The organism is Roseateles asaccharophilus, assembly GCF_004362405.1.
Lineage (GTDB): Bacteria > Pseudomonadota > Gammaproteobacteria > Burkholderiales > Burkholderiaceae_C > Kinneretia > Kinneretia asaccharophila.
Map to the genome: position 1 here is coordinate 422,422 of NZ_SNXE01000002.1, position 25,284 is coordinate 447,705.

At 69.3% G+C, this 25,284-nt stretch carries 22 protein-coding genes; 10 read left to right on the plus strand and 12 right to left on the minus strand.

Annotated elements, in window-relative coordinates; genetic code table 11:
- Positions 1 to 163: 163 nt before the first annotated feature.
- The 3 genes from prsT to DFR39_RS06745 all read right to left on the minus strand — a co-directional run bounded on the left by prsT (position 164) and on the right by DFR39_RS06745 (position 4,179).
- Positions 164 to 2,965, minus strand: a complete 2,802-nt coding sequence (prsT, locus tag DFR39_RS06735) for an XrtA/PEP-CTERM system TPR-repeat protein PrsT (RefSeq protein WP_133602768.1) — start codon at positions 2,963 to 2,965, stop codon at positions 164 to 166.
- A gap of 63 nt (positions 2,966 to 3,028) precedes the next feature.
- Positions 3,029 to 3,679 carry a retropepsin-like aspartic protease family protein gene (locus DFR39_RS06740; RefSeq protein ID WP_246030721.1) on the minus strand — a complete coding sequence of 217 codons (651 nt, stop codon included), beginning with the start codon at positions 3,677 to 3,679 and terminating at the stop codon, positions 3,029 to 3,031.
- Between the two features lie 5 nt (positions 3,680 to 3,684).
- Entirely contained in the window at positions 3,685 to 4,179 is a 495-nt protein-coding gene (locus DFR39_RS06745) for a YajQ family cyclic di-GMP-binding protein (protein ID WP_133602769.1), read from the minus strand.
- 88 nt (positions 4,180 to 4,267) lie between these two features.
- Here DFR39_RS06745 and murB point away from each other — a divergent pair, with 88 nt between their 5' ends.
- Complete coding sequence (murB, locus tag DFR39_RS06750; protein ID WP_133602989.1) at positions 4,268 to 5,305, plus strand: UDP-N-acetylmuramate dehydrogenase; 1,038 nt, start codon at positions 4,268 to 4,270, stop codon at positions 5,303 to 5,305.
- 37 nt (positions 5,306 to 5,342) lie between these two features.
- On the opposite strand, the gene DFR39_RS06755 is transcribed toward murB, so the two are convergent.
- The 5 genes from DFR39_RS06755 to DFR39_RS06775 all read right to left on the minus strand — a co-directional run bounded on the left by DFR39_RS06755 (position 5,343) and on the right by DFR39_RS06775 (position 11,607).
- On the minus strand, positions 5,343 to 7,595 hold the full coding sequence (locus DFR39_RS06755; protein WP_133602770.1) for an ATP-binding protein: 2,253 nt from the start codon (positions 7,593 to 7,595) through the stop codon (positions 5,343 to 5,345).
- Positions 7,592 to 8,068 carry a putative pterin-binding protein gene (locus DFR39_RS06760; protein ID WP_246030722.1) on the minus strand — a complete coding sequence of 159 codons (477 nt, stop codon included), beginning with the start codon at positions 8,066 to 8,068 and terminating at the stop codon, positions 7,592 to 7,594. The genes DFR39_RS06755 and DFR39_RS06760 overlap by 4 nt, the downstream gene beginning before the upstream one ends.
- A gap of 206 nt (positions 8,069 to 8,274) precedes the next feature.
- Positions 8,275 to 8,886: a DUF924 family protein gene (locus DFR39_RS06765; protein ID WP_133602771.1), complete on the minus strand. Its 612-nt coding sequence runs from the start codon at positions 8,884 to 8,886 to the stop codon at positions 8,275 to 8,277.
- Positions 8,883 to 10,997 carry a prolyl oligopeptidase family serine peptidase gene (locus DFR39_RS06770; RefSeq protein WP_133602772.1) on the minus strand — a complete coding sequence of 705 codons (2,115 nt, stop codon included), beginning with the start codon at positions 10,995 to 10,997 and terminating at the stop codon, positions 8,883 to 8,885. The genes DFR39_RS06765 and DFR39_RS06770 overlap by 4 nt, the downstream gene beginning before the upstream one ends.
- 49 nt (positions 10,998 to 11,046) lie before the next feature.
- Positions 11,047 to 11,607, minus strand: a complete 561-nt coding sequence (locus DFR39_RS06775; protein WP_133602773.1) for a YaeQ family protein — start codon at positions 11,605 to 11,607, stop codon at positions 11,047 to 11,049.
- A 116-nt stretch (positions 11,608 to 11,723) separates the two neighbouring features.
- Between DFR39_RS06775 and DFR39_RS06780 the strand changes: the two genes are divergently transcribed.
- Together DFR39_RS06780 and DFR39_RS06785 are read left to right on the plus strand one after the other, a co-directional pair.
- Entirely contained in the window at positions 11,724 to 12,386 is a 663-nt protein-coding gene (locus tag DFR39_RS06780) for a hypothetical protein (RefSeq protein WP_133602774.1), read from the plus strand.
- Between the two features lie 139 nt (positions 12,387 to 12,525).
- The gene (locus DFR39_RS06785) at positions 12,526 to 14,589 is read left to right on the plus strand and encodes a M3 family metallopeptidase (RefSeq protein ID WP_133602775.1); all 2,064 of its coding nucleotides are present in this window, start codon (positions 12,526 to 12,528) and stop codon (positions 14,587 to 14,589) included.
- A gap of 34 nt (positions 14,590 to 14,623) precedes the next feature.
- Here the strand turns inward: DFR39_RS06785 and DFR39_RS06790 are convergent, their stop codons facing one another.
- Positions 14,624 to 15,010 (minus strand): response regulator, encoded by a 387-nt coding sequence (locus DFR39_RS06790; RefSeq protein ID WP_246030723.1) that lies wholly within the window; start codon positions 15,008 to 15,010, stop codon positions 14,624 to 14,626.
- A gap of 88 nt (positions 15,011 to 15,098) precedes the next feature.
- Here DFR39_RS06790 and DFR39_RS06795 point away from each other — a divergent pair, with 88 nt between their 5' ends.
- The 4 genes from DFR39_RS06795 (at position 15,099) to DFR39_RS06810 (ending at position 17,702) form a co-directional block, all read left to right on the plus strand.
- A complete protein-coding gene (locus DFR39_RS06795; protein WP_133602777.1) occupies positions 15,099 to 16,100 on the plus strand; it encodes a 6-phosphofructokinase in 1,002 nt (333 codons plus the stop codon).
- A 143-nt stretch (positions 16,101 to 16,243) separates the two neighbouring features.
- A complete protein-coding gene (locus DFR39_RS06800) occupies positions 16,244 to 16,537 on the plus strand; it encodes a hypothetical protein (protein WP_133602778.1) in 294 nt (97 codons plus the stop codon).
- Between the two features lie 69 nt (positions 16,538 to 16,606).
- The gene (locus DFR39_RS06805; protein ID WP_133602779.1) at positions 16,607 to 17,383 is read left to right on the plus strand and encodes an SDR family oxidoreductase; all 777 of its coding nucleotides are present in this window, start codon (positions 16,607 to 16,609) and stop codon (positions 17,381 to 17,383) included.
- A 22-nt stretch (positions 17,384 to 17,405) separates the two neighbouring features.
- A complete protein-coding gene (locus tag DFR39_RS06810) occupies positions 17,406 to 17,702 on the plus strand; it encodes a hypothetical protein (RefSeq protein WP_133602780.1) in 297 nt (98 codons plus the stop codon).
- Positions 17,703 to 17,727: 25 nt separating this feature from the next.
- On the opposite strand, the gene rsgA is transcribed toward DFR39_RS06810, so the two are convergent.
- Genes rsgA through DFR39_RS06825 form a run of 3 tightly spaced genes read right to left on the minus strand, consistent with a single transcriptional unit; the run spans position 17,728 to position 20,279 of the window.
- Positions 17,728 to 18,684, minus strand: coding sequence for a ribosome small subunit-dependent GTPase A (rsgA, locus tag DFR39_RS06815; protein ID WP_409846155.1), 957 nt, complete (start codon positions 18,682 to 18,684; stop codon positions 17,728 to 17,730).
- Positions 18,636 to 18,971: a 4a-hydroxytetrahydrobiopterin dehydratase gene (locus DFR39_RS06820; RefSeq protein ID WP_133602782.1), complete on the minus strand. Its 336-nt coding sequence runs from the start codon at positions 18,969 to 18,971 to the stop codon at positions 18,636 to 18,638. The genes rsgA and DFR39_RS06820 overlap by 49 nt, the downstream gene beginning before the upstream one ends.
- 21 nt (positions 18,972 to 18,992) lie before the next feature.
- The gene (locus tag DFR39_RS06825) at positions 18,993 to 20,279 is read right to left on the minus strand and encodes a M48 family metallopeptidase (RefSeq protein WP_133602783.1); all 1,287 of its coding nucleotides are present in this window, start codon (positions 20,277 to 20,279) and stop codon (positions 18,993 to 18,995) included.
- Positions 20,280 to 20,344: 65 nt separating this feature from the next.
- Between DFR39_RS06825 and orn the strand changes: the two genes are divergently transcribed.
- The 3 genes from orn (at position 20,345) to DFR39_RS06840 (ending at position 25,210) form a co-directional block, all read left to right on the plus strand.
- Positions 20,345 to 20,908, plus strand: a complete 564-nt coding sequence (gene orn / locus DFR39_RS06830) for an oligoribonuclease (RefSeq protein ID WP_133602784.1) — start codon at positions 20,345 to 20,347, stop codon at positions 20,906 to 20,908.
- 25 nt (positions 20,909 to 20,933) lie between these two features.
- A complete protein-coding gene (locus DFR39_RS06835) occupies positions 20,934 to 22,775 on the plus strand; it encodes a chorismate-binding protein (RefSeq protein ID WP_133602785.1) in 1,842 nt (613 codons plus the stop codon).
- A gap of 68 nt (positions 22,776 to 22,843) precedes the next feature.
- Positions 22,844 to 25,210, plus strand: a complete 2,367-nt coding sequence (locus DFR39_RS06840; RefSeq protein ID WP_133602786.1) for a hypothetical protein — start codon at positions 22,844 to 22,846, stop codon at positions 25,208 to 25,210.
- Positions 25,211 to 25,284 lie beyond the last annotated feature (74 nt).

The following is a 25,284-nucleotide window of genomic DNA, read 5'->3' on the forward strand; positions in this document are numbered from 1 at the left end:
GCATGGTAGCAGTGCAAGCAGGGTTTTGAACTGGGGCCGTACCCCCCGTTTGAAGGGGCGTGATAAGTGTCCCCAAAGCGGGTTTGATGACGGGTGCCCTCAGTTCCGGAATCCCAGAGCTGCGCCCCGGTCAGACAACGATCGAGCGCGGCTTCGGGAGACCTCACAAGCCAATCGATTTGCGCAAGGCTTGCACATCCGGGCGATTTGAAAGCCCGGGGGCGAGATTGAGGGCGGCCTTCAGTTCCTCTCGGGCTTCTGCTTTGCGGTCCAGGCGACTCAAGCCAGCGGCCAGACTCAGCCGCAGTTCCGGGGAGGACGGTGCGCGCAGCCTGGCCTCGCGCAGCCGATGCACGCCAGACTCCACCTCACCCTGCTGCACCATGATGGTGCCAAGCAGGGCCAGCGCTTCGGCATTGCCAGGTGCCAGTTGCACGGCTTTCTCGGCGGCGGACTTGGCCGCCGGGTCGCGGGCCTTCATGAGGCTGCCGGCGTACTTGAGCCACAGGACGGGGTTACCGCCATCGGCCTGAAGCAGACGCGAATAGCTCTGCTTGCTGTCCGACGCCAAGCCGGCCTGTGACTGAACCTCCGCCAGGGCAAACAGCGCGTTCCGGTCCTGAGGCTGCTTCTTGTGCCAATCGCTGAGCAGGCTGACGGCAGCCTGTGCCTGGCCGGAAGCGAGCAGGGCATTGGCCAGCAGAATGGCATTGGGCGTGCCGGGCGAGCGATTGAAGGCGTTGCGGTAGCTTTCTGCCGCCGCGGCAAACTGGCCCCGACCCATGGCCGCATGGCCGTTGACGGTGTGCGTCAAGGTTTCATTGGGGTGTTTGGCATTGAGTGCCTTCAGTGCGGCATCGGCCTTGGCCCGGTCGCCGCGCTTGAACTCGATTTCCACCTGAAGGCTCATGGCGCCCAGATCGTTGGGGCGAGCCTGCAGGGCTTTCTGTACGTTGTAGATCGCGTCGTCCACGCCATCCGCGGCCAGCAGCATGCGGCCCAGCATGACCAGCCGCTCCGCATCCTGGTCCACCAGACGCGAGGCATCGCGGAGGGTGCCGCGCGCGCGCTGCAGATCACCGGCGCTCAGGTGGGCCTGGCCCAGGGCAATCAGCACCGGTACATCGCTGGGGTTCTTGGCGGCCAGGGTCTTGGCCACGCTCAGAGCGCGTGTGTTGTCGCCCTGCTTGCTCAGCGCATCGATCATGGCCATGCCGGCCCGGGTGTCGTTGGGCTGAAGGCTCATGGCCTGCTCCCACAGGGGCAGGGCCTCGTTCAGACGACCGGCGCGGAATTCCAGCACGCCGAGCTGGAACATGAGCCCGGCGTCACGGTTGTTCTCCTTGAGCAACTGGGTGAGCCTCTGGCGAGCCGGCTCGAAGCGGCGCTCCTCGATATCCAGCCAGCTCAGATTGACGGCGGCCGGGAGGAATTTGGGGTCCAGCTTGAGCACGCCCTCGAAGGCGTCGCGGGCCCCTTTCTTGTCTCCCGTACGGCCGCGGATATTGCCCAGGAAGCTGTGCATGGTGAAGTTGCCTGGGTCGACCTGGACGGCGGCCTCGGCCGTCTTGCGTGCCTTGTCGGCCAGCCCTTGCTGGGCATAGAGCATGGACAGGCGCGTCAGCACATCCACGTCCTTGGGGTTCTGCGCCAGTGCGGCTTCAAGCAGTTCGATACCCCGCTTGTCATTGCCCAGGCCCAGCTGAGTGATGCCCAGGTCCCGCATGACCATGGGGCTGGGTGCCTTGCTCATGGCCTGTTCGAAATACTCGCTGGCTTGCCGATAGTGCTTGCGTCCGAGATGCAGTCGCCCCAGGGCGTTCAGGATGGCGGGCTCGTTGGGCGACTCGCGCAGCAGGCCTTCCAGGATGGGCTGAGCCTGGCTGTACTCACGCGCATCGATCAGCAGCGAAGACAGCAGCAGCTGACCGGCAAAGTGCTTGGGCGCGAGTATCAGCAGGTTCTTGAGCCTCTCGCGGGCTTTCTCGGTATTGCCGAGCGCCTGATGGGACAGGGCGGCGGCCATCAGGATCGCCTCGTCCCCGTTGACCACACCGGGGGGCAGGATGTCGGTCTGTTCTACCACTTCCGTGAAGAACTTCTGGGCGCTCTTGCTGTCACCGCTGCGGGTGGCAAGTGCTGCGCGCAGATAGCTGGCTCTAGGGTCGACGATGGCCCCCTGCTTCAGGATGTCCAGGGTCTTGCTGGCGTCGGCGTTGCGGCCCAGCAGGGCCTGCAGACCGGCCTTGGCCACTACGGCGTCCACCTGGCCTTTCTCCAGGGCCAGTGCGCGGTCCAGGGCGGCGAGCGCTGGTGTGCTCTCGCCAGTGCTCTGCAGCACGGCTGCCAGGGCGGTCCAGGCGCTGGCCGATTTGGGCTCCAGCTCGGTGGCGCGGGTGGCGCTGGCCTTGGCGCCCGCCACATCACCGCTGCGCAGCTTGAGCTTGGCCTCGCCGATCAGCGGGGCCGCCATGTCCGGCGCGGCGCGGCGCGCCTGCTCGAAGCTTTGCGCCGCTAGCGTCCGGTTGCCTTGCATGGCATAGGCGCTGCCACGCAGCACCAGGACCTCGGCCAGGGTGCTGCCGCTCAAACCATCGGTATTCAGGCTCTCGATGATCTTGCGGTTCTCGCCCAGGATCAGGTAGACCTGACCCAGGGGGAGTACCACCTCGCTGCGCGCCACACCCAGGGCCTGGGCCTGCTCTAGCGCCGCTTCCGCGGCCTTGATGTCGCCGGTGCGCAGCAGGGCCTTGCCCAGCAGCAGGTGCGCGGCCAGCATCTTCGGGTCGGCCTGGATGGCGTTCTTGAGCTGGACGATGGCGCCGCTCAGGTCTTCCTTGGCGTAGCGGGTCAGGGCATCGTCATAGTGACGGCTGCCCGTGTTGGCCCAGGCGAGGGTCGATGCCAGTGCCAAGGGTGCCAGGGCGAGCTGAATACGGGTTTTCTGCTTGGAAATTCGTGTCATGGCTTTTGCGCGCCAGGGGTGGAGCGCCTGTTGGCTGGCCCGGCATCGGGGCCCAGGAGGGGGTCAGTAGCGCAGCTGCAGGGTCAGCGTGTCGTTCTCGCGGCGCATCTGGAAGCGGTTGAGGAAGCTGTTGCCCAGCAGCACATGGCTCATCTGACCGGGCACGACGATGGCATCCACATTGTGGATCTCCACATCGCCCACGCGCACGCTGGCCAGCTGCAAGACATGGGCGGGCACCACGCCATTGGCGGTTTGTGTCATGACGCGCCGCCCCTCGCTGAACTTCAGGCCCAGGCGCTCGGCTTCGGCCTGGGCCAGGGAGACCGTGGTGGCGCCGGTATCGACCAAGAACTGTGTGGCCCGGTTGTTGATGGTGCCTTGGGTGATGAAGTGCCCGCCCGGGCCCGAGCTCAGCACAATGGATCGTGCCTGGGGCGTGCTCTGCGCCGCAGCGCCGACCCGGGTGGGTGTGCTGCCCAGGGTCAGGCTCTGGCGACGACCGCCCTCAAGTTCAACCACGATCTGCTCACCCTCGAGGCTCAGCAGCGTGACGCCCCGAACCCGCTGGCCGACGTTGACGGTCGTCGGCTGCCCGTCAATCACCAGCAGGGCGGCCTTCTGACCCAGGCTGCCATTGAAGCTGACGTTTTGGGCCCCCGATGCGCCGGCCATTGCCAGACCGGAGAGCAGCAAGGCGGGGGCACGCATCATGTGGCTTACTTTCGGTAGTTGTCGAAGCTTAGCGGCAGGTCCGCCAGCTCCTTGCGCAGCACGCCCTGGGCGGCTTGCAGATCGTCCAGGCTTTTGCCGGTGATGCGCACGATATCGCCCTCGATGGCGGCCTGCACCTTGAGCTTGCTGTTCTTGATGGCGGCCACGACCTTTTTGGCTTCCGCGGCCTCCAGGCCGGACTTGATCTTGTAGACCTGCTTGACGCGGTCACCGCCGAGCTTCTCGATCTTCTCCTGCTTGTCCACAAAGCCCAGCACCACGCCCTGCTTTGTGAGCTTGGCATAGAGCACACCCTCGATCTGTTCGAGCTGGAACTCGGCATCGCCGGTGGCGTGGATCTCTTTTTCCTTGTCCTTGAACTCGATGCTGGCGCTGGTGCCCTTGAAGTCGAAGCGGGTGGAAATTTCCTTGGCGCTGGCGTCCACGCTATTGCGGACCTTGACCATATCGGGCTCGAGAACGGTATCAAAACTAGGCATATCGGTTTTCTGTGCGGGCGGACTGCCCTTGATCGGCGAAAATTCTGCCATGCCCGACCACGCTGTAAATCCCCCGAACTCGCCGGCCCTGCTGCTGGAGAGGGATGTCAACCTCAAGTCCTACAACAGTTTCGGCCTTCCTGCCCTGGCCGAGCGCCTGGTGCGCATCCGCGAGGAGGCCGATGTACGCCGTGTGGTGGATCACCCCGAGCTGGGCCGCGCGCCCAAGTTCGTGCTGGGCGGCGGCAGCAATATCGTGCTCACCCGCGATGTGCAGGCCGTGGTGCTGAAGATGGAGATTCCCGGCGTCCGCCTGCTGGAAACCCGCGAGGACGCCTGGATCGTGGAGGCCGGCGCGGGTGTGCGCTGGCACGATCTGGTGAGCTGGACCATCGAGCAGGGTTATCCCGGGCTGGAGAATCTGGCCCTGATCCCCGGCACCGTGGGCGCGGCGCCGGTGCAGAACATCGGCGCCTATGGCATCGAGCTCAAGGACCGGTTCGAGAGTCTGGATGCGGTGGATCTGGTCACCGGCCGCACGGCCCTGCTGCCGGCGGCCGTCTGCCGTTTCGGCTATCGCGACAGCGTGTTCAAGCAGGACGGCGAGGCCGTCTTCGGTGGCTTGGCGGGCAAGAGCGTGATCACCCGCGTGCGCTTTCGCCTGCCCCGACCCTGGCAGCCCCAGCTCGACTATCTGGACCTGCAGCGCAAGATGGCCGAGACCGGCATCACGGCGCCGGATGCCCGCCAGATCTTTGACTGGGTCTGCGAGATCCGCCGCGCCAAGCTGCCCGACCCGGCCCGGATCGGCAATGCCGGCAGCTTTTTCAAGAACCCGGTGGTGAGCGAGGAGCAGTGCCGCGACATCATCGGCCGCGACCCCGGCATCGTGCACTACCCCATGCCGGACGGCACGGTGAAGCTGGCCGCGGGTTGGCTGATCGATGCCTGCGGCTGGAAGGGCAAGACCGTGGGGGGCGCGGCGGTCTACGAGCGCCAGGCCCTGGTCCTGGTCAACCGGGGCGAGGCGCGCGGCGCCGAGGTCGTGACCCTGGCACGCGCCATCCAGGAAAGCGTCTATGGCCGCTTCGGCATCCGCCTGGAGCCCGAGCCGGTGCTGCTGTAAGCGCCACGCCTTGCGAGCCCGCCTGAGCTGAGGCTGCTCACAGCAGCCCGCGCTCGGCGCACAGGCTTGTGCTGCGCTCCATGGCCTCTCTGAGGCGCTGCGTGGTCTGCAGCAGGACCGGGGCATCGGCCCCTTCATGCACGGCCCGCTCCAACTCCCGTGCCGCACGGCAGACCCCCTTGAGGCCCAGATTGGCGCTGGCGCCCTTGAGTGCGTGGGCGGTGGCGCGAAGGGTTTCGGTATCGGGCTCCAGCAGGGCGACCTCGAGGCGCTCCAGGCTCTCGGGCAGCTCGCGCACAAAGCACTGATATAGCCCGGGCACCTTCTTGGGGGGCAGATGGCGCACCAGATTCCGCAGGACGCCCTCGTCGAACTCCGCTGCCTGGGCCCCTGCGGGCACGCTTTCACTTGAAGAAGGGGGCTTGCCGGCCTGTGGCGCTGCAGCCGGGGTCGAGGTCTCCTGTCGCGAGAGCCGCTCGAGCAAGGCCGACAGGGCCTGCAGATCCAGGGGCTTGGCCAGGAATTCGCTCATGCCCGCCTGAAGGGCCCGGCGCCGCGAATCCGCAAATGCATCGGCCGACAGCGCCACGATGGGCGTCTGCCCCTTGCGTCCGGGCAGGGCGCGCATGGCGGCGCTCGCGGCGTAGCCATCCATGACCGGCATGTGCAGATCCATCAGCACCAAGTCGAAGTCCTGCCGCGAGAACTGCTGCAAGGCCTCGAAGCCGTGGCTGCAGAAACAGGCCTTGTGGCCGAGTTGCTCCAGCACCGCCTCCAGATAGAGGCGGTTGGTGGCATGGTCTTCGGCGACCAGGATGCGCAGGGGGCGTTCAGTCGCCGTCGTCGCCCTGGCGGGGGCGTCCAGCTCCGGCACCGGCGCCTCACAAGCATGCAAGGGCAGATCCAGCAGAAAGCAGGACCCCTGTCCGGCCTGGCTGCTGACCCGTATGTCGCCGCCCATGGCGCGGGCCAGATTGCGGGAGATTTCCAGGCCCAGACCCGTGCCGCCGTGGCGGCGCGAACTGCTGTCGTCACCCTGGCTGAAGCGCTGGAACAGCCGGCCGAGCAGGGCCTCGTCCATGCCGATGCCGCTGTCCCGCACCTGAGCATGCAGCCTGGGCTGTCCTTGGGCGTCCGTGCCCAGGTCCAGGCGCAGCGTGACCTGCCCCTGATCGGTGAACTTGATGGCATTGCTCAGCAGATTGAGCAGGATCTGCCGCAGTCTTGTGGCGTCGGCCAGGATCCAGGGCGGCAGGCGGGCATCCAGCTCGAAGCTCAATCCCAGCTGCTTGGCGCGTGCCAGGGCATGGCAGGCCTCGTCCAGCTCGCGCAGCAGCCGCGCGGGCTGCAAGGGGCCGTTCTGGATGCTGAGTGCACCGGCCTCCATCTTGGAGAGATCCAGGATGTCATTGAGTATGGTCAGCAGATGCCGGGCCGAGTCCTGTGCGGCCCGCAGACGCAGGCGCTGCACATCATCTAGTCGCGACTCCCTGAGCAATTCCAGCATGCCCAGCAGCCCATGCAGCGGGGTGCGCAGCTCATGGCTCATATTGGCCAGGAATGTGCTCTTGGCGCGGCTGCCAGCCTCTGCCGCCCGGCGCGCCTTGCGCAGCCGCCGGCTCAGGGCACGTTGCCGGCGCCCATGGCGCGCAAGGCTGCGCAGCTGGAGCATGACCACCACCGCCAGGCCCAGGGCCAGGGCGCATTGCAGCAGGGTCAGACCCAGGCTCAGGCTGCTCTGCTTGCGAACCAGATCGGTGCGGGCATTGACCTGCTCCGCCACATGATGGGACGCCGTCACCGAGAGCTCGGCGATCAGCGGGGCCAGCCGGGCTAGCTTTTGCTGCATGGCTCGCACCAGCTCGGGCTGCTCTTGGATCAGCCTGGCGTCCAGCGGCAGGGCATCGGCCCAGCTCACCAGGGTGCGGCTGTCGCTGATCATCTGCCTGTAGCCTGCGTGGGCTCCCAGCACCTTGGCGGTGTGCTCGCCCTCGATCAGCCCCAGTCGGCTCACAAAGATTTCGAAGCGCTCTGCGGCGGCCTGGGCGGAAGGCGCGTCCCCCCGCTGCAGGCTCTCGGCCAGCAGGCTGCGCAGTTTCAGATACTCGACCTCGTACTGGAACACGCTCCAGACGAGGTAGTCGTCCTGGTACTGGCGGCTGGCGTTCAGCAGCTCCAGCTGACGAGACTGCAGCAGGCCCGAACTCGCAAAGACCAGCAGCAGCAGCAAGCCCAGACCCGCCACGAGCTGGCGCAGGCGGCGCGGTGAGAGCGAGTGGGTGATGTTCACCGGACGTCCAGGCTCTTGAGCTGCCAGATGCAGCGGCTGTAGTACAGCGTGTTGCGCAGCCGGGGATGGCTTTCGAAGGGGTAGATCACGAACAGCGGGCCCTTGTCGCGCAGCAGCATGGGCTGATCGTCGAGCAGTCGGGCCAGGATCACCGGCAAGCTCTGCACATCCTCCATGGGAATGCTGACCTTGTAGTCATTGATGGCCACGGCGTCGATCCGCTGGCCCTGGGCCTGGGCTGCCGCCAGCACGTCCCTCAACAAGGGGCCGGTGAACTTGCGCGGACCGCTGTACCAGGGCGTCTTCTGCACCAGGCTGTGCTGGGGCAGGGCCGCCAGCATGGCCATGTCGAACAGGGCGCGGCCCTCGCTATTGCTGCGTCCCAGCCGCCCGCTGAGTGTCAGCACCACGCCGTCGCTGGGGCTTGGCATGGCCCAGGCCAGGCCGGGACACAGGCCCAGCAGGCTGTTCAACAGAGACCGGCGGGACAAGAGGCCCTGCGTGGGGTGTGGTGGCATGAGCGCGAGCAAGCTTGTATCGCTTCAGAGCTGAAGCGGCTGCGGATTCTAGGCAGGCTGCCTTGCCACGCCCATGAGAGGATTCCTGGCACCTATATCGGGGGACGGGGGCCGCGGCGAGGCGCAGGCGCTTGTGCTTGAGGCAACCCGAGACCGCGCCTCTAAAAGCCTGAGCCGGGCTGCGCCAGATAGACCAGCTCGGCCTCGGTGCTGGCGCGGCCCAGGGCCACGTTGCGATGCGGAAAGCGGCCGAACTGGGCAATGACCGCGTGATGGCGCCGGGCGTAGTCCAGGGCCCCGTCCAGGCGGGCGTCCTCGGCGGCCAGGGCCTCGAAGAGGCGCACACAGCGCTGCTGCAGGGCGAGGTCCTCGGCATGCTCCAGCGGCAGGTAGACAAAGAAGCGCTGCAGCGGCGCGAGCTGGCGGTCCAAGCCGCTGTCCACCAGGCTCAGGGCTTGCGCCAGGGCCTGGGGGTCGCCGGCGAAGGCGCGGGCCGTGCCGCGGTAGCTGTTGCGGGTGAACTGGTCCAGCAGCAGGATGCGCGCCAGCGCGCCTTCGGGCCCGGCCGCGCTCCAGTCCGCCAGACCGCCGGCCAGGGCTGCTTCCAGCAGGGGCGCGAAGCGGCCCAGGATCTGGGCGTCGAAGGCGGCATCCTTGATGAACCAGGCCTTGCGGTACTGCCCGGCCTCGGCGCTGCCGGGCGCGCCGAACCAGAAATCCAGCATGGCGCGGGCGCCATCCGGCAGGGCGGTCTGTGAGGCGGTGAGTTTCATGCCTGCTCCCCGCCCAGCTGCTGCCAGAGGTAGCTGTACTCCAGGGCCTGCAAGGTGGCGCGCTGCTCGTTGTCGGCCGCGCCGCCGTGGCCGCCCTCGATGTTCTCGTAGTAGAGGATCTCGTGGCCCTGCTCCAGCATGCGCGCGGCCATCTTGCGCGCATGGCCGGGGTGGACGCGGTCGTCGCGCGTGGAGGTGGTGAAGAGGATGCGCGGGTACTGCCGCTCCGCCCGCACATTCTGGTAGGGGCTGTAGCGCGAGATCACGGCCCAGTCCGCGGGCTCGTCGGGATTGCCGTACTCGGCCGTCCAGGAGGCGCCGGCCAGCAGCTGGTGGTAGCGGCGCATGTCCAGCAGGGGCACCTGGCAGACCACGGCATTGAAGAGCTCGGGGCGCTGCATGCTGACCGCGCCCACCAGCAGACCGCCGTTGCTGCCGCCCATGATGCCCAGCTGGGCCGGGCGGCTGATGCCGCGGGCGATCAGGTCCTCGGCCACGGCGATGAAGTCCTCGTAGCTCTTCTGCTTGTGCTCGAGGATGGCCGCCTGATGCCAGGCGGGGCCGAACTCGCCGCCGCCGCGGATATTGGCCAGCACCAGCACCCCGCCGCGCTGGTACCAAGCACGGCCGAAACCGCCCGAGTACCAGGGCTGCAGGCTGACCTCGAAACCGCCATAGCCATAGAGCAGGGTGGGGTTGCGGCCGTCGGCTGTCGCACCGGCCGGCCAGATCACGAAATAGGGCACGGCCGTGCCGTCGGCGCTGCGGGCGAAGAACTGCTCGGCACGCATGCCCGCGGCCTCGAACTGGGGCTGTCGCGCCTTGAGCGGTTCGCGGGCGTCATCCCCGGCGCGGGCCAGGGCCAGGGTGTCGGGGGTGAGGAAGTCGGTGTAGCTCAGCAGATAGTGGTCGGCCAGCGGGTCCTCGGCCAGCTCGTCGTCGTGCAGGGCGGCCAGGCCCAGGGTGCCGGGGAAGGGCGCGGGCACGGGGCGGTGGCGCGGTGGCGTGCTGCGGAAGTCCCATTCCTCCAGGCGGCTGGCCACGTTCTCCGACACATTGAGCAGCAGATGCTCGCGGGTGAGGGTGTAGTCCGCCAGGGAGCGGGTGGGGCTGGGCGTGAACAGGGCCTGGAAGCGGCGCTCGCCGGCCAGATAGGCGGCGGCATCGGCCAGCAGCAGGCTGCCGCTGGCATGGGTCTGGCCGTCCAGCACCCAGTCGCTGCGCAGGGAGATCAGCAGGCGCGGGCCCCAGAAATGCGGCTGGGCATCGTCCGGCAGGTCCAGCCGGGCCAGCGAGCCATCGGCCTGCAGCAAAAAGCTGGCCTGGCGGTAGAAGTCCAGGGCGCGCACGAAGAGCGTGCGCTCATAGCCTGGGCGGCGGTCCACCTGCACCGAGACCACCACATCCTGGGCCTCGCCCTCGAACACGGTCTGGGCCTGCGCCAGCGGGGTGCCGCGGCGCCAGCGCTTGAGCACGCGCACATAGCCCGAGTCGGTGAGCGAGTCGGGACCGAAATCCGTGCCCACATAGACGGTGTCGGCGTCTATCCACTCGACCTGGCTCTTGGCCTCGGGCAGCTCGAAGCCGCCTTCCGAGGCCGCAATGAAGCGCTTGTCCACCAGATCGAACTCGCGCACCACATGGGCATCGGCCCCACCGCGCGAGAGCGAGACCAGGCAGCGTCGGTAGTCGGGCCCCAGGGCATCGGCCCCGGCAAAGACCCAGCTCTCGCCCTCGGCCGCGCCCAGGGCGTCCAGGTCCAGCACGGTCTCCCAGGCGGGCACGGGGCGGCGGTACTCGTCCAGCGTGCAGCGCCGCCACAGGCCGCGCTTGTGCTGCTCGTCCTGCCAGAGGTTGTAGAAGAAGGCGCCGCGGCGGGTGATCTGCGGGATGCGGTCACGCGCGTTCAGCACCTCCAGCAACTCGCGGCGCAGGGCCGGGTAGCGCTGGCCGTCCTGCAGCCGCGCCAGGCTCTGGGCATTGCGCTCGCGCACCCAGCTCAGGGCGCGCTCGCTGTCCACCTCTTCCAGCCAGAGATAGGGGTCGTCATGGACGGTCTTCCCGGCGTGGGAGTCAGCGTCGACGGTCTTGGGGGGCAGGTCTTGCGGCATCGGGGCTCCGGTTCAGCGTGGCCGGAGGGCGCCACCCGCCCGCCGGTCTTCAGTCAGCCCGCAGCTTAAGCGCTTGCGGCGTGATCTCCACCGAGGCATTAGGGGTGGACATCTGGATGATGCCGTCCTGCACCATCACCTGCAGCTGCATGCTGCGCTCGGCCATGGCGATCAGGGCCTGGGACTGTTCGGCCGGAATCTGCCAGACCGCCAGCTTGGGCGCGCGGGTGAGCTTGCTCTCGATCTGGCTCCACCACACCGGGGTGCTGCTGGCATAGCTGATCACGGTGACCTGCTCGGCGCGGCCATGGGCCTTCATGATGCGGCGCTCGTCGGGCTGACCCAGATCGATCCAGTGCACCACCTCGCCCGTGAGGTCCAGCTGCCAGAGATCGGGGTCGTCCACCTCGGACAGGCCCTTGGTGAACTCCAGGCGGCCGCGCAGCTCGTCGGCCGGGATGTGCAGGGCGTAGGCCAGGATGCGCACCATCATGCGCTCGTCGGTCTCCGAGGGGTGGCGGGCGATGGTGAGGTTGTGCTCGCCGTAGACATGGCGGTCCATGTCGGCGATCTGCAGCTGGGCTTTGTGGATGGTGGCTTTGAGCGCCATGGCGGTCGGTCTGCTTGCGGGGCGAAACCGCGCATTATCGGGCTCATGGCATGATGCCGGCCTGTTTGCGCGACCGGCGACAGGCCGGACGCCCCGAATTTCCGCGAGACCTGCCCATGAAACGCATCCTGCTCTGCACCCTGATCGTCGCTGCCCTGCCGGCCCTGGCCCAAGTCAGCGCCAACCCCAATGCCAAGGTTGACCCCAAGAACAACAAGGTCAGCCGCCCGGTCGTTGAGAAGCCCAAGCAGAAGCTGATGACGCGCGATGAGCTGCGTGCCTGCCTGGTGCGTTTCGACAAGAACGAAACCGACGCCCGCGAGATCAAGGCCGCCCAGGCCGCGGATGCCGAGGAGCGCGCCGCCGTGCTCAAGCTCAAGGACGAGCTGACCCAGGCCGGCCAGGGCCTGAGCAGCAATGCCAGCGAGATCAAGGCCGAGCGCGAAACCCTGCTCAAGGACCAGGAAGGCCTCAAGGCGCAGATCGCCAAGATGGAGCGAGCCGAGGCCGAGAAGGTGCTCAATGACTACAAGGCCCGCGCCGCCGCGCACGACGCCCGCATCGAGGCCTTCAACAAGAGCAAGAACAAGTACGACGCCGATGCCAAGGGTTTTGAGACCCGCATCGAGGCCTACAACGCCTCCAGCAAGGCGCTGCAGGCCCGCACCGAAGCCCATCTGGACGAGGTGGATGACTGGAAGGCCGAGTGCAGCAACAAGCCCTATGACGAGGCCGACGAGATCGCGGTGCGCAAGGAGCTGGGTCTGAACAAGAAGTAAGCCCAAGGCAGGGGCCGGCCTGCAGCGGCGGCCCGCCTCATGCAAAATGCGGGCTGCACACGGCGCCTCTCCCGACCCGGAGCGGCGCCGTTTTCCTAAACAGGCCGTCCCACGAGGGCGGGCATCACCCGAGACAAGCATGAGCCAAGCCGCCTCCAATCCCCTGCTGCAAGACTGGAACGATCAGCCCTACGGCCTGCCGCCTTTTGCCCGCATCGAGGCCGCGCATTTCGCCCCGGCCTTCGAGGCTGCCCTGGCCGAGCATCGCGCCGAGCTGGACCGCATCGCGGCCCAGGCCGAGCCGCCCAGCTTCGAGAACACCATCGCGGCCTTTGACCGCAGCGGCCGCCTGCTGGCGCGCCTGGAGCATCTCTTCTACACCCTGGGCGCCTCCGCCACCTCGCCCGAGTTGCAGGCCGCCCAGCGCGCCCTGGCTGCGCCGCTGGCCGCCCATGGCAATGCCGTCTACATGCATGCCGCGCTGTTCAAGCGCGTGGACGCGCTGTACGCCGAGCGCCAGGCCCTGCGCCTGAGCCCCGAGCAGCTGCGTCTGCTGGAACGCATCCATCTGGACTTCGTGCGCGCCGGCGCCAAGCTGCAGGGCGAGGCCCAGTCCCGCTATGCCCAGGTGGTGGAGCGTCTGGCCGAGCTGCACACCCTGTTCGGCCAGAACGTGCTGGCCGATGAGAGCAGCTACCAGCTGCTGCTGCGCAGCGAGGACGAGCTGGCCGGCCTGCCCGACTTCGTGCGCGCCGCGGCCCGCCAGGCCGCCGTGGACCGCGGCCTGGGCGAGGATGCCAGCGCCCATGTGATCACGCTCTCGCGCTCCCTGATCGTGCCCTTCCTGAGCTTCAGCGAGCGTCGCGATCTGCGCGAGCAGGCCTGGCGCGCCTGGATCGGCCGGGGCGAGAAGGACGGCGCCACCGACAACCGCGCCGTGGCCCAGGAGATCCTCACCCTGCGCAAGGAGCAGGCCCGCCTGCATGGTCATGCCTGCTATGCCGACTACGCCCTGGCCGACACCATGGCCGGCTCGCGCGAGGCGGTGCTGGGCCTGCTCAACCAGGTCTGGGAGCCGGCCAAGCAGGCCGCTGCCGCCGAGCGCGAGCAGCTCGAGGGCATGATGACCTCGCTGGATCACCGCTTCCCGCTGGAGGCCTGGGACTGGCGCTTCTATGCCGAGAAGGTGCGCAAGGCCCGCTACGAGCTGGACGATGCCGAGGTCAAGCCCTACTTCTCGCTGGACGCCATGGTGCAGGCCCTGTTCGACTGCGCTGGCCGCCTCTTCGGCCTGAAGTTCCTGGCCCGGCCCCAGGTGGCGGGCTACCACCCCGACGTCAAGGTCTACGAGGTGCAGGGCGCGGATGGCGCCTTGCGCGGCGTCTTTGTGCAGGACAACTTTGCCCGCCCCACCAAGCGCAGCGGCGCCTGGATGAATGCGCTGCGCTGGCAGGCCCGCAACGGCATCGATGCCCTGCCCATCATCCTGAACAACAACAACTTCGCCAAGGGCGCGGCGGGTGAGCCCACCCTGCTGTCCTTCGACGACGCGCGCACCCTGTTCCACGAATTTGGCCACGGCCTGCACGGCCTGCTTTCGGACGTGGAGTACGAGCGCCTCTCGGGCACCCAGGTGCTGCGCGACTTCGTGGAACTGCCCTCGCAGATCTTCGAGCACTGGATCAATGAGCCCGAGGTGCTCAAGCAGCACGCCCGCCACTACAAGACCGGCGAGCCCATCCCCGATGTCCTGCTGGCCAAGATCAAGGCCGCCGAGCTCTTCAACCAGGGCTACGAGACCGTGCGCTACACCGCCAGCGCCCTGGTGGATCTGGCCGTGCACTCGCGCACCGAGGCCCAGGGGCCGGACATCACCGCTTTCGAGGCCCAGACCATGGCCGATTACGGCCTGCCCGCGGCCATCGGTATGAATCACCGCCTGGCGCACTTCCAGCATCTCTTCAGCGGCAGCGGCTATGCCGCCGGCTACTACGTCTATATGTGGGCCGAGGTGCTGGATGCGGACGGCTACGAGGCCTTCAAGGAGGCTGGCAACCCCTTCGACGCCCAGGTGGCCCAGCGTCTGCTGACGCATATCTATGCCGCGGGCAATAGCTGCGAGCCGCGAGCCACCTACCGCGCCTTCCGCGGGCGCGATGCCCAGGTGCAGCCCATGCTGCGCGGGCGCGGCCTGCTGGTCTGAGCGTTTGGTTTATCGCGCCATGAAGGCCGGCGCCTCAGGCGTCGGCCGGAAAGCGCTCGTCCAGGCCGGCCAGAAAGGCCTTGAAGTCAATGGGCTTGGTCCAGTAGGCGGCAAAGCCCGCGGCCAGGGCCCGGCGTATGTCCTCGGGCATGGCATTGGCCGAGAGCGCGATGCAAGGAATGCCGGCCGTCAGGGCATCGGCTTGCAGCAGACGCATCACCTCGTAACCGTCCATATCGGGCAGCTGCATGTCCAGCAGGATGAGCTGCGGGTGCTGCCGCCGCGCTGCCTCCAGGCCGCTGGCACCGTCGGGTGAGCAGCTGAGCTGCAGATGGGGGCGCTGGGCCACCAGTTCCTCCACGACCAGCTGATTGACCGGGTTGTCTTCGATATAGAGGATCTGGGGCGGGGCACTGCGCATGGCCTCGACTGTAGCTCGGCTTGAGCCCGCCTCCATCCCGTGGCAGCATGCCGGGCCTTGCGATTGACAAAGTCTGGGAGTGGCGCACATGCATATCGGAGTCTTGACCGGCGGCGGGGACTGTTCGGGCCTCAATGCCTTGCTGCGCGGCCTGGTCCTGAACCTGGTCGAACGCCACGGTCTGCGGGTCAGCGGCGTGCGCCAGGGTTTTCTGGGCCTGCTGGAAGACCGGGTCGAGCCGCTGAGCCCCGAGCGCGTGCGCGGCCAGCTCCTGGAAGGCGGCAGCCTGCTGGGCTGTCACAACAAGGCCAATCCCTTTGCCTATTTCGGAGCGGGCGGAGCGGACTGTTCCGAGCGCGTGCTGGCCTGCGCCCAGCGCCACGGCCTGGACGCCCTGGTGGTGGTGGGCGGCGACGGCACCATGAGCATTGCCGAGCGCATTCACCGCCTGGGCGTGCCGGTGCTGGGCCTGCCCAAGACCATCGACAACGACCTGATGCACAACGAGCGCAGCCTGGGCTTTGACAGCGCCGTCGAGGTGGTGTCCCAGGCCCTGCGCCGGCTCAAGACCACGGCCGCCAGCCATGGCCGGGTGCTGCTGCTGGAAGCCATGGGCCGCACCGCCGGCTGGCTGGCCCTGGAGGGCGGCCTGGCCGGTGGGGCCGATCTGATCGTCTTGCCCGAGCTGGGCTTTGAGGAGGCCGAGCTGCTGCAGCGCTGCCAGGCCCTGCTGGCCCGCCAGGGCCATGCGGTGGTCTGCGTGGCCGAGGGTGCGGCCTCGGTGGAAGCCCTGCGCCCGCGCCTGCAGGCCGGTCTGGGCGAGGGTGTGGAGCTGCGCAGCCTGGTGCTCGGGCATCTGCAGCGCGGCGGCGAGCCCACGCCGTTTGACCGGGTGCTGGGCAGCCGCCTGGGCGTGATGGGGGCGGAGGCCGTGGTGGCGCGGCGCTTTGGCCAGCTGCTGAGCTGGCAGGGCCAGGGCTGTGAGTTCCGGCCCCTGGCCGATGTGGTGGGCCAGCCCCGCCTGGTGCCGCCCGGCCATGAGCTGGTGCGCACCGCCCAGGGCCTGGGGGCGGTCCTCGCTCGGGGTTAACCCGCGCATTCGTCGCCGCGGGCGACGTTTCATCGGGCGGGCCTGCACTTCGTCGCAGGCCTGTTGAGGCGGGGCAGGGGGCTCGCGACACTGCGTCCATCGCAGGCCGCCAAGACGCGGCAGCCACCCTCAAGGAGCCCGCCATGAACCGCAAGAATTCGCTGATCACCACCCCCTCCAGCGCCGCGCGCGCCCTGGCCGGCTACGACCGCCGCGCCGGCCTGCGTGGCCTGGCCTCCCTGGGTCTGGCGGCCGTGGTGGTGGCCAGCCTGGGCGCTGCCCTGCAGGCCTCGGCCCAGCCCCGCCCTCAGCCCCAGGGCCTGCAGCAGCTGCCCGCGGTGCTCATCGTCGGCAAGAGCCAGGCCGCCGTGGTGCACCAGCTGCCGCGCGTGCTGATCGAGGGCCACCGCCAGGCCACCGCCCCGCTCGCCGAGTGAGTTGGTGCATGATGCGGGCTCCGGCGCTCCCGTGGTGCCGCTGAACCCCTCTCATTGCCCCAGCACACCATGAGCGCTGCCGCCCCGAGTTCCCCCGCTGTTTCCTCGCCTCGCTACGCCCTGGTCACCGGTGCCGGCAGCGGCATTGGCCGGGCCTGCGCCCAGGCCTTGATGCACGCGGGCTGGACCGTGGCCCTGGTGGGTCGGCGCGAGGCGGCGCTGACCGAGACCGCTGCGGCAGCGCCCGAGCGCGCCCTGGTGCTGGCCGGCGATGTGAGCCGGCCCGAGGCGGTGCGCGAAATCTTCGCGGCCGTGGAGCAGCGCTTCGGCCGCCTGGATCTGCTCTTCAACAATGCCGGGCTCTCGGCCCCGGCCGTGCCGGTGGACGAGCTGAGCTTCGAGCAGTGGCAGGCGGTGGTGGATGTGAACCTCAGCGGCAGCTTTCTCTGTGCCCAGGCCGCCTTTGCCCTGATGAAGCGCCAGAACCCGCGTGGCGGCCGCATCATCAACAACGGTTCGATCTCGGCCTACGCGCCGCGCCCCAACTCCGCGCCCTACACGGCCACCAAGCACGCCATCAGCGGCCTGAGCAAGGCCCTGGCCCTGGACGGCCGGGCCTTCGACATCGCCGTGGGCCAGCTCGACATCGGCAATGCCCTGACGGAGATGGCCCGCCCCATGACCCAGGGCGTTCGCCAGGCCAATGGCCAGATCGCGGTGGAGCCCACCATGGATGTCCAGCATGTGGCCGAGGCCCTGCTGCATATGGCGTCCCTGCCGCTCTCGGCCAATGTCTTGAATATGACGGTGATGGCCACATCTATGCCTTTTGTCGGTCGCGGCTGAGCGGCCAAGGAAGAAACCACTGATGCTCTCTGCCCTCGCTTCGTTTGCCCTGCGCCTGCTGCTGGCGGTCGCCACCGTGGTGCTGGTGCTCGCGCTGATGGGCGTGGCCCTGCTGACCCTGCTGGGCCTCACGATCTGGAGCCTGATCCGCGGCCGCAAGCCGGTGCTGGACCTCTCGGGCTTTGCCCGGGCGCGTCAGTTCCGGGCCGGCGCTGGCGTGGGCGGTGGCGGTGCCTTCGGTCGCCGCGCGCCCGCGGGCGAAGTCGTGGATGTGGAAGTGCGCGAGGTCAAGCCCGAGCAGGCGCGGCTGGAGCCCTGAACCCGGGCCAGGACCGAGCCGGGCCTTACCAGCGCTGGCGGCTCAGCTCTTCCAGGATCTCACCGTAGATGCGGTAGCGCGAGGCGCTGATCTGCCCCGCCTGCAGCGCGGCGATCACGCCGCAGCCCGGCTCGTGCTGGTGCGTGCAGTTGTAGAAGCGGCAGTCGCCCGCATGGGCGCGCAGATCCGGCATCAGCAGGGGCAGCTGGGCCGGCTCGATCTGCTTGAGGCCGAACTCCTGGAAACCCGGTGAATCGATCAGGGCGGTGCGCGGCTGGGCCTCGTCCATCCAGTACCACTGCGTGGTGGTGGTGGTGTGGCGGCCCGAGTTCAGGGCCTGGGAGATATCGCCCACCTGGGCCTGGGCATCAGGCACCAGCAGATTGATCAGGGTGCTCTTGCCCGTGCCGCTGGGGCCCAGCACAAAGGTCCGCTTGCCCTGCAGCCAGGGCGTGAGCAGGGCGCGCGAGCCCGCAGGGTCGGCCTTGAGCGCCACCTCCATCACCTCCATGCCCATATCGCGGTAGGGCTGCAGGCGCTCGCGCGCCGCGGCCGCGCCGGGCAGGTCGGTCTTGTTCAGGGCGATGCGGGCGCTGATGCCGGCGCTCTCCGCGGCGATCAGGGCGCGGGCCAGCTGGCTTTCGCTGAACACCGGCTCCACCGCCACCAGCACCAGCAGCTGGTCCAGATTGGCGGCAAAGCTCTTGGTCTTCCACTCGTCCTGGCGGAACAGCAGATTGCGGCGCGGCTCCACGGCCTCGATCACGCCCTCATCGCCGCTGGGCGCCCAGCGCACCTGGTCGCCCACCACGCAGTCACTCTTCTTGCCGCGCGGGTGGCAGACATGGCGCTGCCCCTGCGCGTCTTCCACGATGTAGTGCCGGCCGTGGCCGCGCACCACCAGGCCCAGATCCAGATGGGCGTGCTTGCTGCTCATTGAGCGGCTTCGGCTTCCGGCAGGGCCGAGACCTGGGCCGCGCAGATGAAGTCATTGCTGGTCAGCCCCTTGGCGCTGTGGGTGCTGAAGCTCACGGTGCAGGCGCCATAGCTCACCATCAGATCGGGATGGTGGTCCTGGGCATGGGCCAGCTCGGCCACGGCATTCACAAAGGCCATGGTCTGGTAGAAGTTCTCGAAGCGGAAGGCACGGGCGATCAGCTTGTTCTCGGCATCCGGCTGCCAGCCGGGCACCTGACCCAGCCAGGTGGGCAGCTGTTCGGCGGGAATGGGTTCACGCTGGGGCGTGCATTGGGCAAGCAGAAGATTCATGGCGGGGCTCGTTCGGCGTGTTCAGTGGGCGGCAATGGCGGCCAGGCGTTCGCTGGCCGGCGGATGCGAGTAGTAGAAGCGCGCATACACCGGGTCCGGCGTCAGGGTGCCGGCATTGTCCTCGTGCAGCTTGAGCAGGGCCGAGGCCAGGTCGGCGCCGCTGGCCTGGGCGCAGGCATAGGCATCGGCCTGGAACTCGTCGCGGCGCGAGAGCAGGCTGCCCAGGGGCGTGAAGAAGAAGCCGAACACCGGCAGCACCAGCAGGAAGAGCAGCAGGGCCAGGGCGTCGTTGGGCAGTCGGCCGTCCAGATTGGGCTGCACGCCAAAAGCCAGGTAGAAGCCCGGCTGGCCCGAGAGCCAGCCCAGCAGGGCGAAGGCCGCCAGGCTCAGGGCGAACATGGTGAGCATGCGCTTGAGCACATGCTTGTGCTTGAAGTGGCCCAGCTCATGGGCCAGCACCGCCTCCACCTCGGCGCCGTTCAGGCGCGCCAGCAAGGTGTCGAAGAAGACCACGCGCTTGGCCGCGCCGATGCCGGTGAAGTAGGCATTGCCATGGGCCGAGCGGCGGCTGCCGTCCATCACGAACAGGCCCTTGGCCGCAAAGCCGCAGCGCGCCATCAGGCCTTGCACCCGCTGCCGCAGGCTCTCGTCGGCCAGGGGCTCGAACTTGTTGAACAGGGGCGCGATCACCGTGGGGTAGAGCACCAGGATCAGCAGATTGAAGCCCATCCAGGCGCCCCAGGCCCAGGCCCACCAGTAGGGGCCGGCCGCGCCCATCAGCCACAGGATCAGGGCGGCGATGGGCAGGCCGATCAGGGCGCCCACGGCCAGGCCCTTGAGGCTGTCGGCCAGGTAGAGCTTCCACGTCATGCGGTTGAAGCCGAAGCGCTGCTCGATGCGGAAGGTGCTGTAGAGCTCGAAGGGCAGGTCCAGCAGGCCGCCGATCAGGGCAAAGGCCGCCAGCAGGCTCAGCTGATAGGCCATGGGCGACCAGCCCAGGCCGTGCAGGGCGCTGTTGAGCAGATCCAGGCCGCCCAGCAGGGTCCAGCCCAGCAGCACGGCGGCATTGAAGGCCAGGCTCAGCAGGCCGAAGCGGGCGCGGGCCACGGTGTAGTCGGCCGCCTTCTGGTGGGCCGCCAGCGGCACGGTGGCGGCGAAGGCGGCGGGCACGGCGTCACGGTGGCGCATCACATGGCGCACCTGGCGGCCGTTGAGCCAGAACTTGATCAAAAGGCTCAGCAGCAGGGCCGCGGCGAAGACATAGCTCAGGACGGTGGGATTCAGCACAAGAAAATTCGCGGACGGCATGGACGGGAGTGTAGGGCTGCGACAATGCGCCGTCTGAAGACAAGGATTCAAAAGAGAGTCAAGCCATGAGCGAGAACCCCCTGCTGGCCAGCAGCGACCAGAACCTGATCTGGATCGACCTGGAGATGACCGGCCTGTTCCCCGACCGCGACCGCATCATCGAGGTGGCCGTGGTGGTGACCGATCCGCATCTGACCGTGCGCGTCGAGGGCCCGGTGTTCGCCATCCACCAGAGCGACGCCACGCTGGACGCCATGGACAACTGGAACAAGGGCACGCACGGCAAGAGCGGCCTGATCGACCGCGTCAAGGCCTCCACCATCACGGAGGAGCAGGCCAGCGCCCAGGTCATCGAGTTCCTCAAGGCCTATGTGCCCAAGGGCAAGTCGCCCATGTGCGGCAACAGCATCTGCCAGGACCGCCGCTTCCTGGCCAACTACATGCCCCAGCTGGAAGACTTCTTCCACTACCGCAACCTCGACGTCTCCACGCTCAAGGAGCTGGCACGGCGCTGGAAGCCCGGCATCATCGACGGCTTCAAGAAGGCCCAGAAGCACACCGCCCTGGCCGATATCCACGAGTCCATCGATGAGCTCGCCTACTACCGCGAGCACTTTTTGAGCCTCTGATCCTCCACGGCCCGCTGTCCTGGCGATGAGCAGTACCCGCCGCCCCGCAGCGCTCTGGGCGGCTTTCGACTTTCCCCGGCACCCGCTGTCCCGCGAGGACGGCGAGCGCCTGCGCGGCGCTTTCTACGAGCCCCCCGCGCAGCGCCTGCTGGCGCACACCGCGGCCGAGCTGCCGGCGGTGATCGCGGCCGCCCATGCGGCCGCGCGGGCCGGCGCCTGGGTGCTGGGCGGCCTGCGCTACGAGGCCGCCGCGGCCCTGGACCCGAGTCTGGAGACCGAGGCGCCTGAAGGCCCGCTGGCCGAGTTCCAGATCTGGCAGACCGAGCCCGAGGCCTGGCCCGAGGCCGAGCCGGTGGTTCAGCCCCTCTCGGACTGGCGCGATCGGGGCGAGCCCAGCGCCCAGACGGCCGCCATCGAGCGGGTGCGCGAGTGGATACGCGCGGGCGACTGCTACCAGGTCAACCTCACCACCCGACTGCAGGCCGAGGCTGGGCCCGGCTTCGCGCTGGCCGCCTACTTCCTGGCCCTGCACGAGGCCCAGCCCGGCGGCTTTGCGCTCTTCATGCGCGGCGAGGGCGGGCAGGGCGGCGTGGCCAGCGTCTCGCCCGAGCTTTTCTTCGACTGGCGTCCGCTGCCGCAGAACGAGCACACCGGCCGCGGCGAGCCCGGCACCTGGCTGCTGGCCGCCCAGCCCATGAAGGGCACGGCCCCGCGCGGCGCCGACCGTGCGGGCGACGAGGCCGCCCAGGCCCATCTGCGCACCAGCGAGAAGGAGCGCGCCGAGAACCTGATGATCGTGGACCTGCTGCGCAACGACCTCTCGCGCGTGGCCCTGACCGGGTCGGTGCGGGTGCCGCGGCTCTTCGAGCTGCATGCCCTGTCCACCGTCTGGCAGATGACCTCCACCGTCACCGCCGTGAGCCGGCCCGGGCTCAGCCTGGCCCAGCTTTTTGCGGCGCTCTTTCCCTGCGGCTCGGTCACCGGCGCGCCCAAGCGCCGTGCTATGCAGATCATCCGTGAGCTGGAAGCCCCCGCGCCGCGCGGCTGGTACTGCGGCGCCCTGGGGCTGCTGCAGCCCGGCGGCACGGCCACCTTCAATGTGCCCATACGCACCGTGGAGCAGGGGCCGGATGGCGGGCTGCGCTGCGGCATCGGCTCCGGCATTACGCTGGATGCCGAGCCGGCGCCCGAGCTGGCCGAGTGGCAGGCCAAGCGCCGCTTCCTGAGCCGCGCCGCGGCCCCGGTGGCGGCGCTGGAGACCCTGCGCCTGGAGCGGAGCGCCTATGCCCGCCTGGAGCTGCACCTGGCGCGCCTGCAGCGCTGCGCCCGCCACTTTGGCCTGCGCTGGTGTGGTGACTGCGTGCGGGCCTATCTGGACAAGCTGGCCCGCGAGCATGGCGAGGGGCTCTGGCGCGTGCGCCTGACCCTCTCGCGCGCCGGCAAGCTAGACAGCCTGGTCCTGCCCCTGGCCGCCACGCCCGAGCCGGTGCGCCTGGCCCTGGCGCCGCGTCCCATCGCCAGCCAGGGCGCGGCGGCCGAATTCATCCAGCACAAGACCACCCGGCGCGAGCTCTACGAGGCCCTGGCCGCGGACAAGCCCACGCAGGCCTTTGACCTCATCCTCTGGAATGAGGCCGGCGAGCTGACCGAGGGCAGCTTCGGCAATATCGCCCTGGAGATCGACGGACAGTGGCTCACGCCGCGCGCCCAGGCCGGCCTGCTGCCCGGCGTGATGCGCGAGCAGCTGCTGGCCGAGGGCCGCATCCGCGAAGCCCGTTTGAGCCGCGAGGACCTGGCCCGCGCCAGCCGGCTCGCCTTCTTCAACAGTCTGCGCGGCTGGCTGGACGCCGAACTCCTGCCCCGCTGAAGCCGCGCACAAGACACCCCCATTCATGCGGCGCCGGCCCCGGCCGACGCCGCTCACCCCGATACATCATGAGCACCACCAGCAAGAAGACTGCCCCCAAGACGCCGGCCAAGAAAGCGTCTGCCGAGAAACCGCCCGCCAAGAAGGCGGCGCCCAAGAGCCCGGCCGGCAAGACGGCCGCCACCAAGCGCAGCCGCAAGCCGGCCGAGCCCGTCGTCGAGATCGTGGCGGAGGTCCAGATCGAGACCCCGGTTCAGCCCGTGACCGAGCCTGCCGCGAAGCCGGCCGCCGAAAGCAAGAAGAAGGCCCCGGCGCGCAAGCGTGCCAGCAAGCCGGCCGAGCCGGTGGCCGAGACCGTGATCGAGCCCGCACCGGAAGTCGCGCCCGAACCCGCGCCCGCGCCCGCCAAGCGTGCCGGCAGCGCCCGCCGCAAGAAGGCGGCCGAGCCGGTCGCCGAGGCGCCGGCCGTCGAGCAAGCCGAAGCGCTCGCTGATACCCCTGTTGAAACTCCTGCTGAGACCCCTGTCGAGGCACCTAAGAAGCCCGCCCGCAAGAAGCCCGGCAAGCCCAAGGCCGCCGAGGTCCAGCCCGAGGTGCCGGCCGAGCCGCCGCGCTACAGCCTGGCCCCGCGCGAGGACGACAGCAGCGTGTTCGGCGACTACGAGCTGCTGGACCGCGAGACCGGCGCCATGATGCGCCTGAGCCTGATGGGGCCGCTGGCCTGGCGCTGCGACTGCGCCGCCCACCGCCTGCAGGCCGACTGCGAGCATGGCGAGGCCTTGCTGAGCCTGCTGCCGCTGGAGCGCGTGGCCCAGCTGGACGCCGGCTGGCCGGCCCGCGAGGCCGAGGTCTGGCTGGTGGAGCAGGACGGCCAGCGCTGGCTGCAATGGGTGGCCGGCCAGGGCGTGCCCGCGGCCGTGAGCGAGCTGGCCCGCCAGGGCCTCAACGAGCTGCTGCGCCTGCCCGCCGAGCGCGCGCATGCCTGGCTGCAGGCGGTGCTGGACGCCGCGCGGGCCCAGGGCCTGCCGCTGCGGGTGGAGCCGGCGGTCTGGCCCCAGCTGGCCTGGGCGCGCGACGCCCAGGGCCGCGTGGCCCGCCTGGAGCCCCTGCTGGCCGAGCCCACGGGCCTGAGCGGCCTGCTCAAGGAAGCGATTCCCGCCTACCAGTGGGAGGCGGCGCTGTTCGCCGTCTGCGCCGGCCGTGCCATGCTGGCCGATGACCTGGGCCTGGGCCAGCGTGAGGCCGCGCTGGCAGCCCTGCGCCTGTGGCAGCGGCGCTTCGGCCTGGAGCGCGCCCTGCTGATCGCCCCGGCCGCCAGCCACGCGGCCTGGCGCCGCGATCTGGAGCGCCTGCTGGGCGAGGCCCCGGCCGGCCTGGTGCTGGCCGAGAACGTGCCGGCCCAGGCCCTGAACGGCCGCCAGCGCCCCGAGCTGCTGATCGTGGATGGCGTGGACCAGCTGGACGCCGATCAGCTGGCCGCGCTGCGCGCGCTGAGCCTGCCCCATCTGCTGCTGATTGCGGCGCGCGAGCCCCTGGGCGACGAGCGCCTGACGGCCTGGGTGGACTGGCTGGACGAGGCCCGTCGCGGCCCGCTGGCGGCCCTGCGTGCCCTGGCGCCCGAGGCCGGCAAGCGCGCCCAGCGCGAGGCCCTGGAGAGCGTGCTGCTCTCGCGCCGCAAGCGCGAGCTGCAGGCGCACCAGCTGCCGGCCGCCCTGGTGCAGCAGCGCTGGCTGCAGCCCGGTGGCGCGCCGCAAGCGGGCGGCCCGCTGCCCCAGCTGCGCGCCCTGGTGGGGCGCTGGCAGCAGCTGAACTATCTGGGCGCTGAGGAGCAGCGCCAGCTGCTGCAGGCCCTGAGCCTGCTGCCGGCCGGCTCGCGCCATGTGCTCAGCGCCAAGGTCGAGGCCCTGCTGGCCCTCAAGCAGGAATGGCTGGAAGGGCAGGGCGCTGCGGCCGCCCGCCTGCTGGTCTGTGCCCAGTCCGAGACCCTGCTGGACAGCCTGGTCCAGGCCCTGAAGCTGCGCAAGCTGCTGGTGCAGCGTCTGCGCCAGGGCCAGAGCCCTGAAGAGCAGGCCGCCAGCCTGCAGGCCTGGCGCGCCGAGCCGGCCGCCGTGCTGCTGGCCAGCGATGCGGCCCTGGCCGCCCTGGCCTCGAGCGACGGGCTGGGTGAGGCCCGTCTGGGTCTGGTCCATGCCGACCTGCCCTGGGGGACGGGCCTGCTGCAGCAGCGCCTGGCCCTGGCCTGCGGCCCCGAGCCGCGCGGCGTGCCGGTGGCCCAGCTGCTGGTGGAAGGTCCGGTGGACCGCGCCCTGCTGGCCCAGCAGCGCAGCGGCACGGCCTTCCCGGACTGGCTGGATCAGCAGATGCCGACCTGGCTGGACGAGCCGCAGCTGGCGGCCCTGATGCCGCCGCTGCAGGCCCTGCTGAGCGCGCTCTGAGCCTCCCCGGCGCGCTGACCCCGCCCGAGGCTTCGCGCCCCGGGTGGGCTCTCGGCGACCCAAGAATGTTCGCG

What these genes read in the sequence shown, in the direction of transcription:
- prsT (WP_133602768.1), bottom strand. Translation starts at nt 2,965, where the DNA reads ATGACACGAATTTCCAAGCAGAAAACCCGTATTCAGCTCGCCCTGGCA.
- DFR39_RS06740 (WP_246030721.1), bottom strand. Translation starts at nt 3,679, where the DNA reads ATGATGCGTGCCCCCGCCTTGCTGCTCTCCGGTCTGGCAATGGCCGGC.
- DFR39_RS06745 (WP_133602769.1), bottom strand. Translation starts at nt 4,179, where the DNA reads ATGCCTAGTTTTGATACCGTTCTCGAGCCCGATATGGTCAAGGTCCGC.
- DFR39_RS06765 (WP_133602771.1), bottom strand. Translation starts at nt 8,886, where the DNA reads ATGAAACTCACCGCCTCACAGACCGCCCTGCCGGATGGCGCCCGCGCC.
- DFR39_RS06770 (WP_133602772.1), bottom strand. Translation starts at nt 10,997, where the DNA reads ATGCCGCAAGACCTGCCCCCCAAGACCGTCGACGCTGACTCCCACGCC.
- DFR39_RS06775 (WP_133602773.1), bottom strand. Translation starts at nt 11,607, where the DNA reads ATGGCGCTCAAAGCCACCATCCACAAAGCCCAGCTGCAGATCGCCGAC.
- DFR39_RS06780 (WP_133602774.1), top strand. Translation starts at nt 11,724, where the DNA reads ATGAAACGCATCCTGCTCTGCACCCTGATCGTCGCTGCCCTGCCGGCC.
- DFR39_RS06785 (WP_133602775.1), top strand. Translation starts at nt 12,526, where the DNA reads ATGAGCCAAGCCGCCTCCAATCCCCTGCTGCAAGACTGGAACGATCAG.
- DFR39_RS06790 (WP_246030723.1), bottom strand. Translation starts at nt 15,010, where the DNA reads ATGCGCAGTGCCCCGCCCCAGATCCTCTATATCGAAGACAACCCGGTC.
- DFR39_RS06795 (WP_133602777.1), top strand. Translation starts at nt 15,099, where the DNA reads ATGCATATCGGAGTCTTGACCGGCGGCGGGGACTGTTCGGGCCTCAAT.
- DFR39_RS06800 (WP_133602778.1), top strand. Translation starts at nt 16,244, where the DNA reads ATGAACCGCAAGAATTCGCTGATCACCACCCCCTCCAGCGCCGCGCGC.
- DFR39_RS06805 (WP_133602779.1), top strand. Translation starts at nt 16,607, where the DNA reads ATGAGCGCTGCCGCCCCGAGTTCCCCCGCTGTTTCCTCGCCTCGCTAC.
- DFR39_RS06810 (WP_133602780.1), top strand. Translation starts at nt 17,406, where the DNA reads ATGCTCTCTGCCCTCGCTTCGTTTGCCCTGCGCCTGCTGCTGGCGGTC.
- DFR39_RS06820 (WP_133602782.1), bottom strand. Translation starts at nt 18,971, where the DNA reads ATGAATCTTCTGCTTGCCCAATGCACGCCCCAGCGTGAACCCATTCCC.
- DFR39_RS06825 (WP_133602783.1), bottom strand. Translation starts at nt 20,279, where the DNA reads ATGCCGTCCGCGAATTTTCTTGTGCTGAATCCCACCGTCCTGAGCTAT.
- orn (WP_133602784.1), top strand. Translation starts at nt 20,345, where the DNA reads ATGAGCGAGAACCCCCTGCTGGCCAGCAGCGACCAGAACCTGATCTGG.
- DFR39_RS06835 (WP_133602785.1), top strand. Translation starts at nt 20,934, where the DNA reads ATGAGCAGTACCCGCCGCCCCGCAGCGCTCTGGGCGGCTTTCGACTTT.
- DFR39_RS06840 (WP_133602786.1), top strand. Translation starts at nt 22,844, where the DNA reads ATGAGCACCACCAGCAAGAAGACTGCCCCCAAGACGCCGGCCAAGAAA.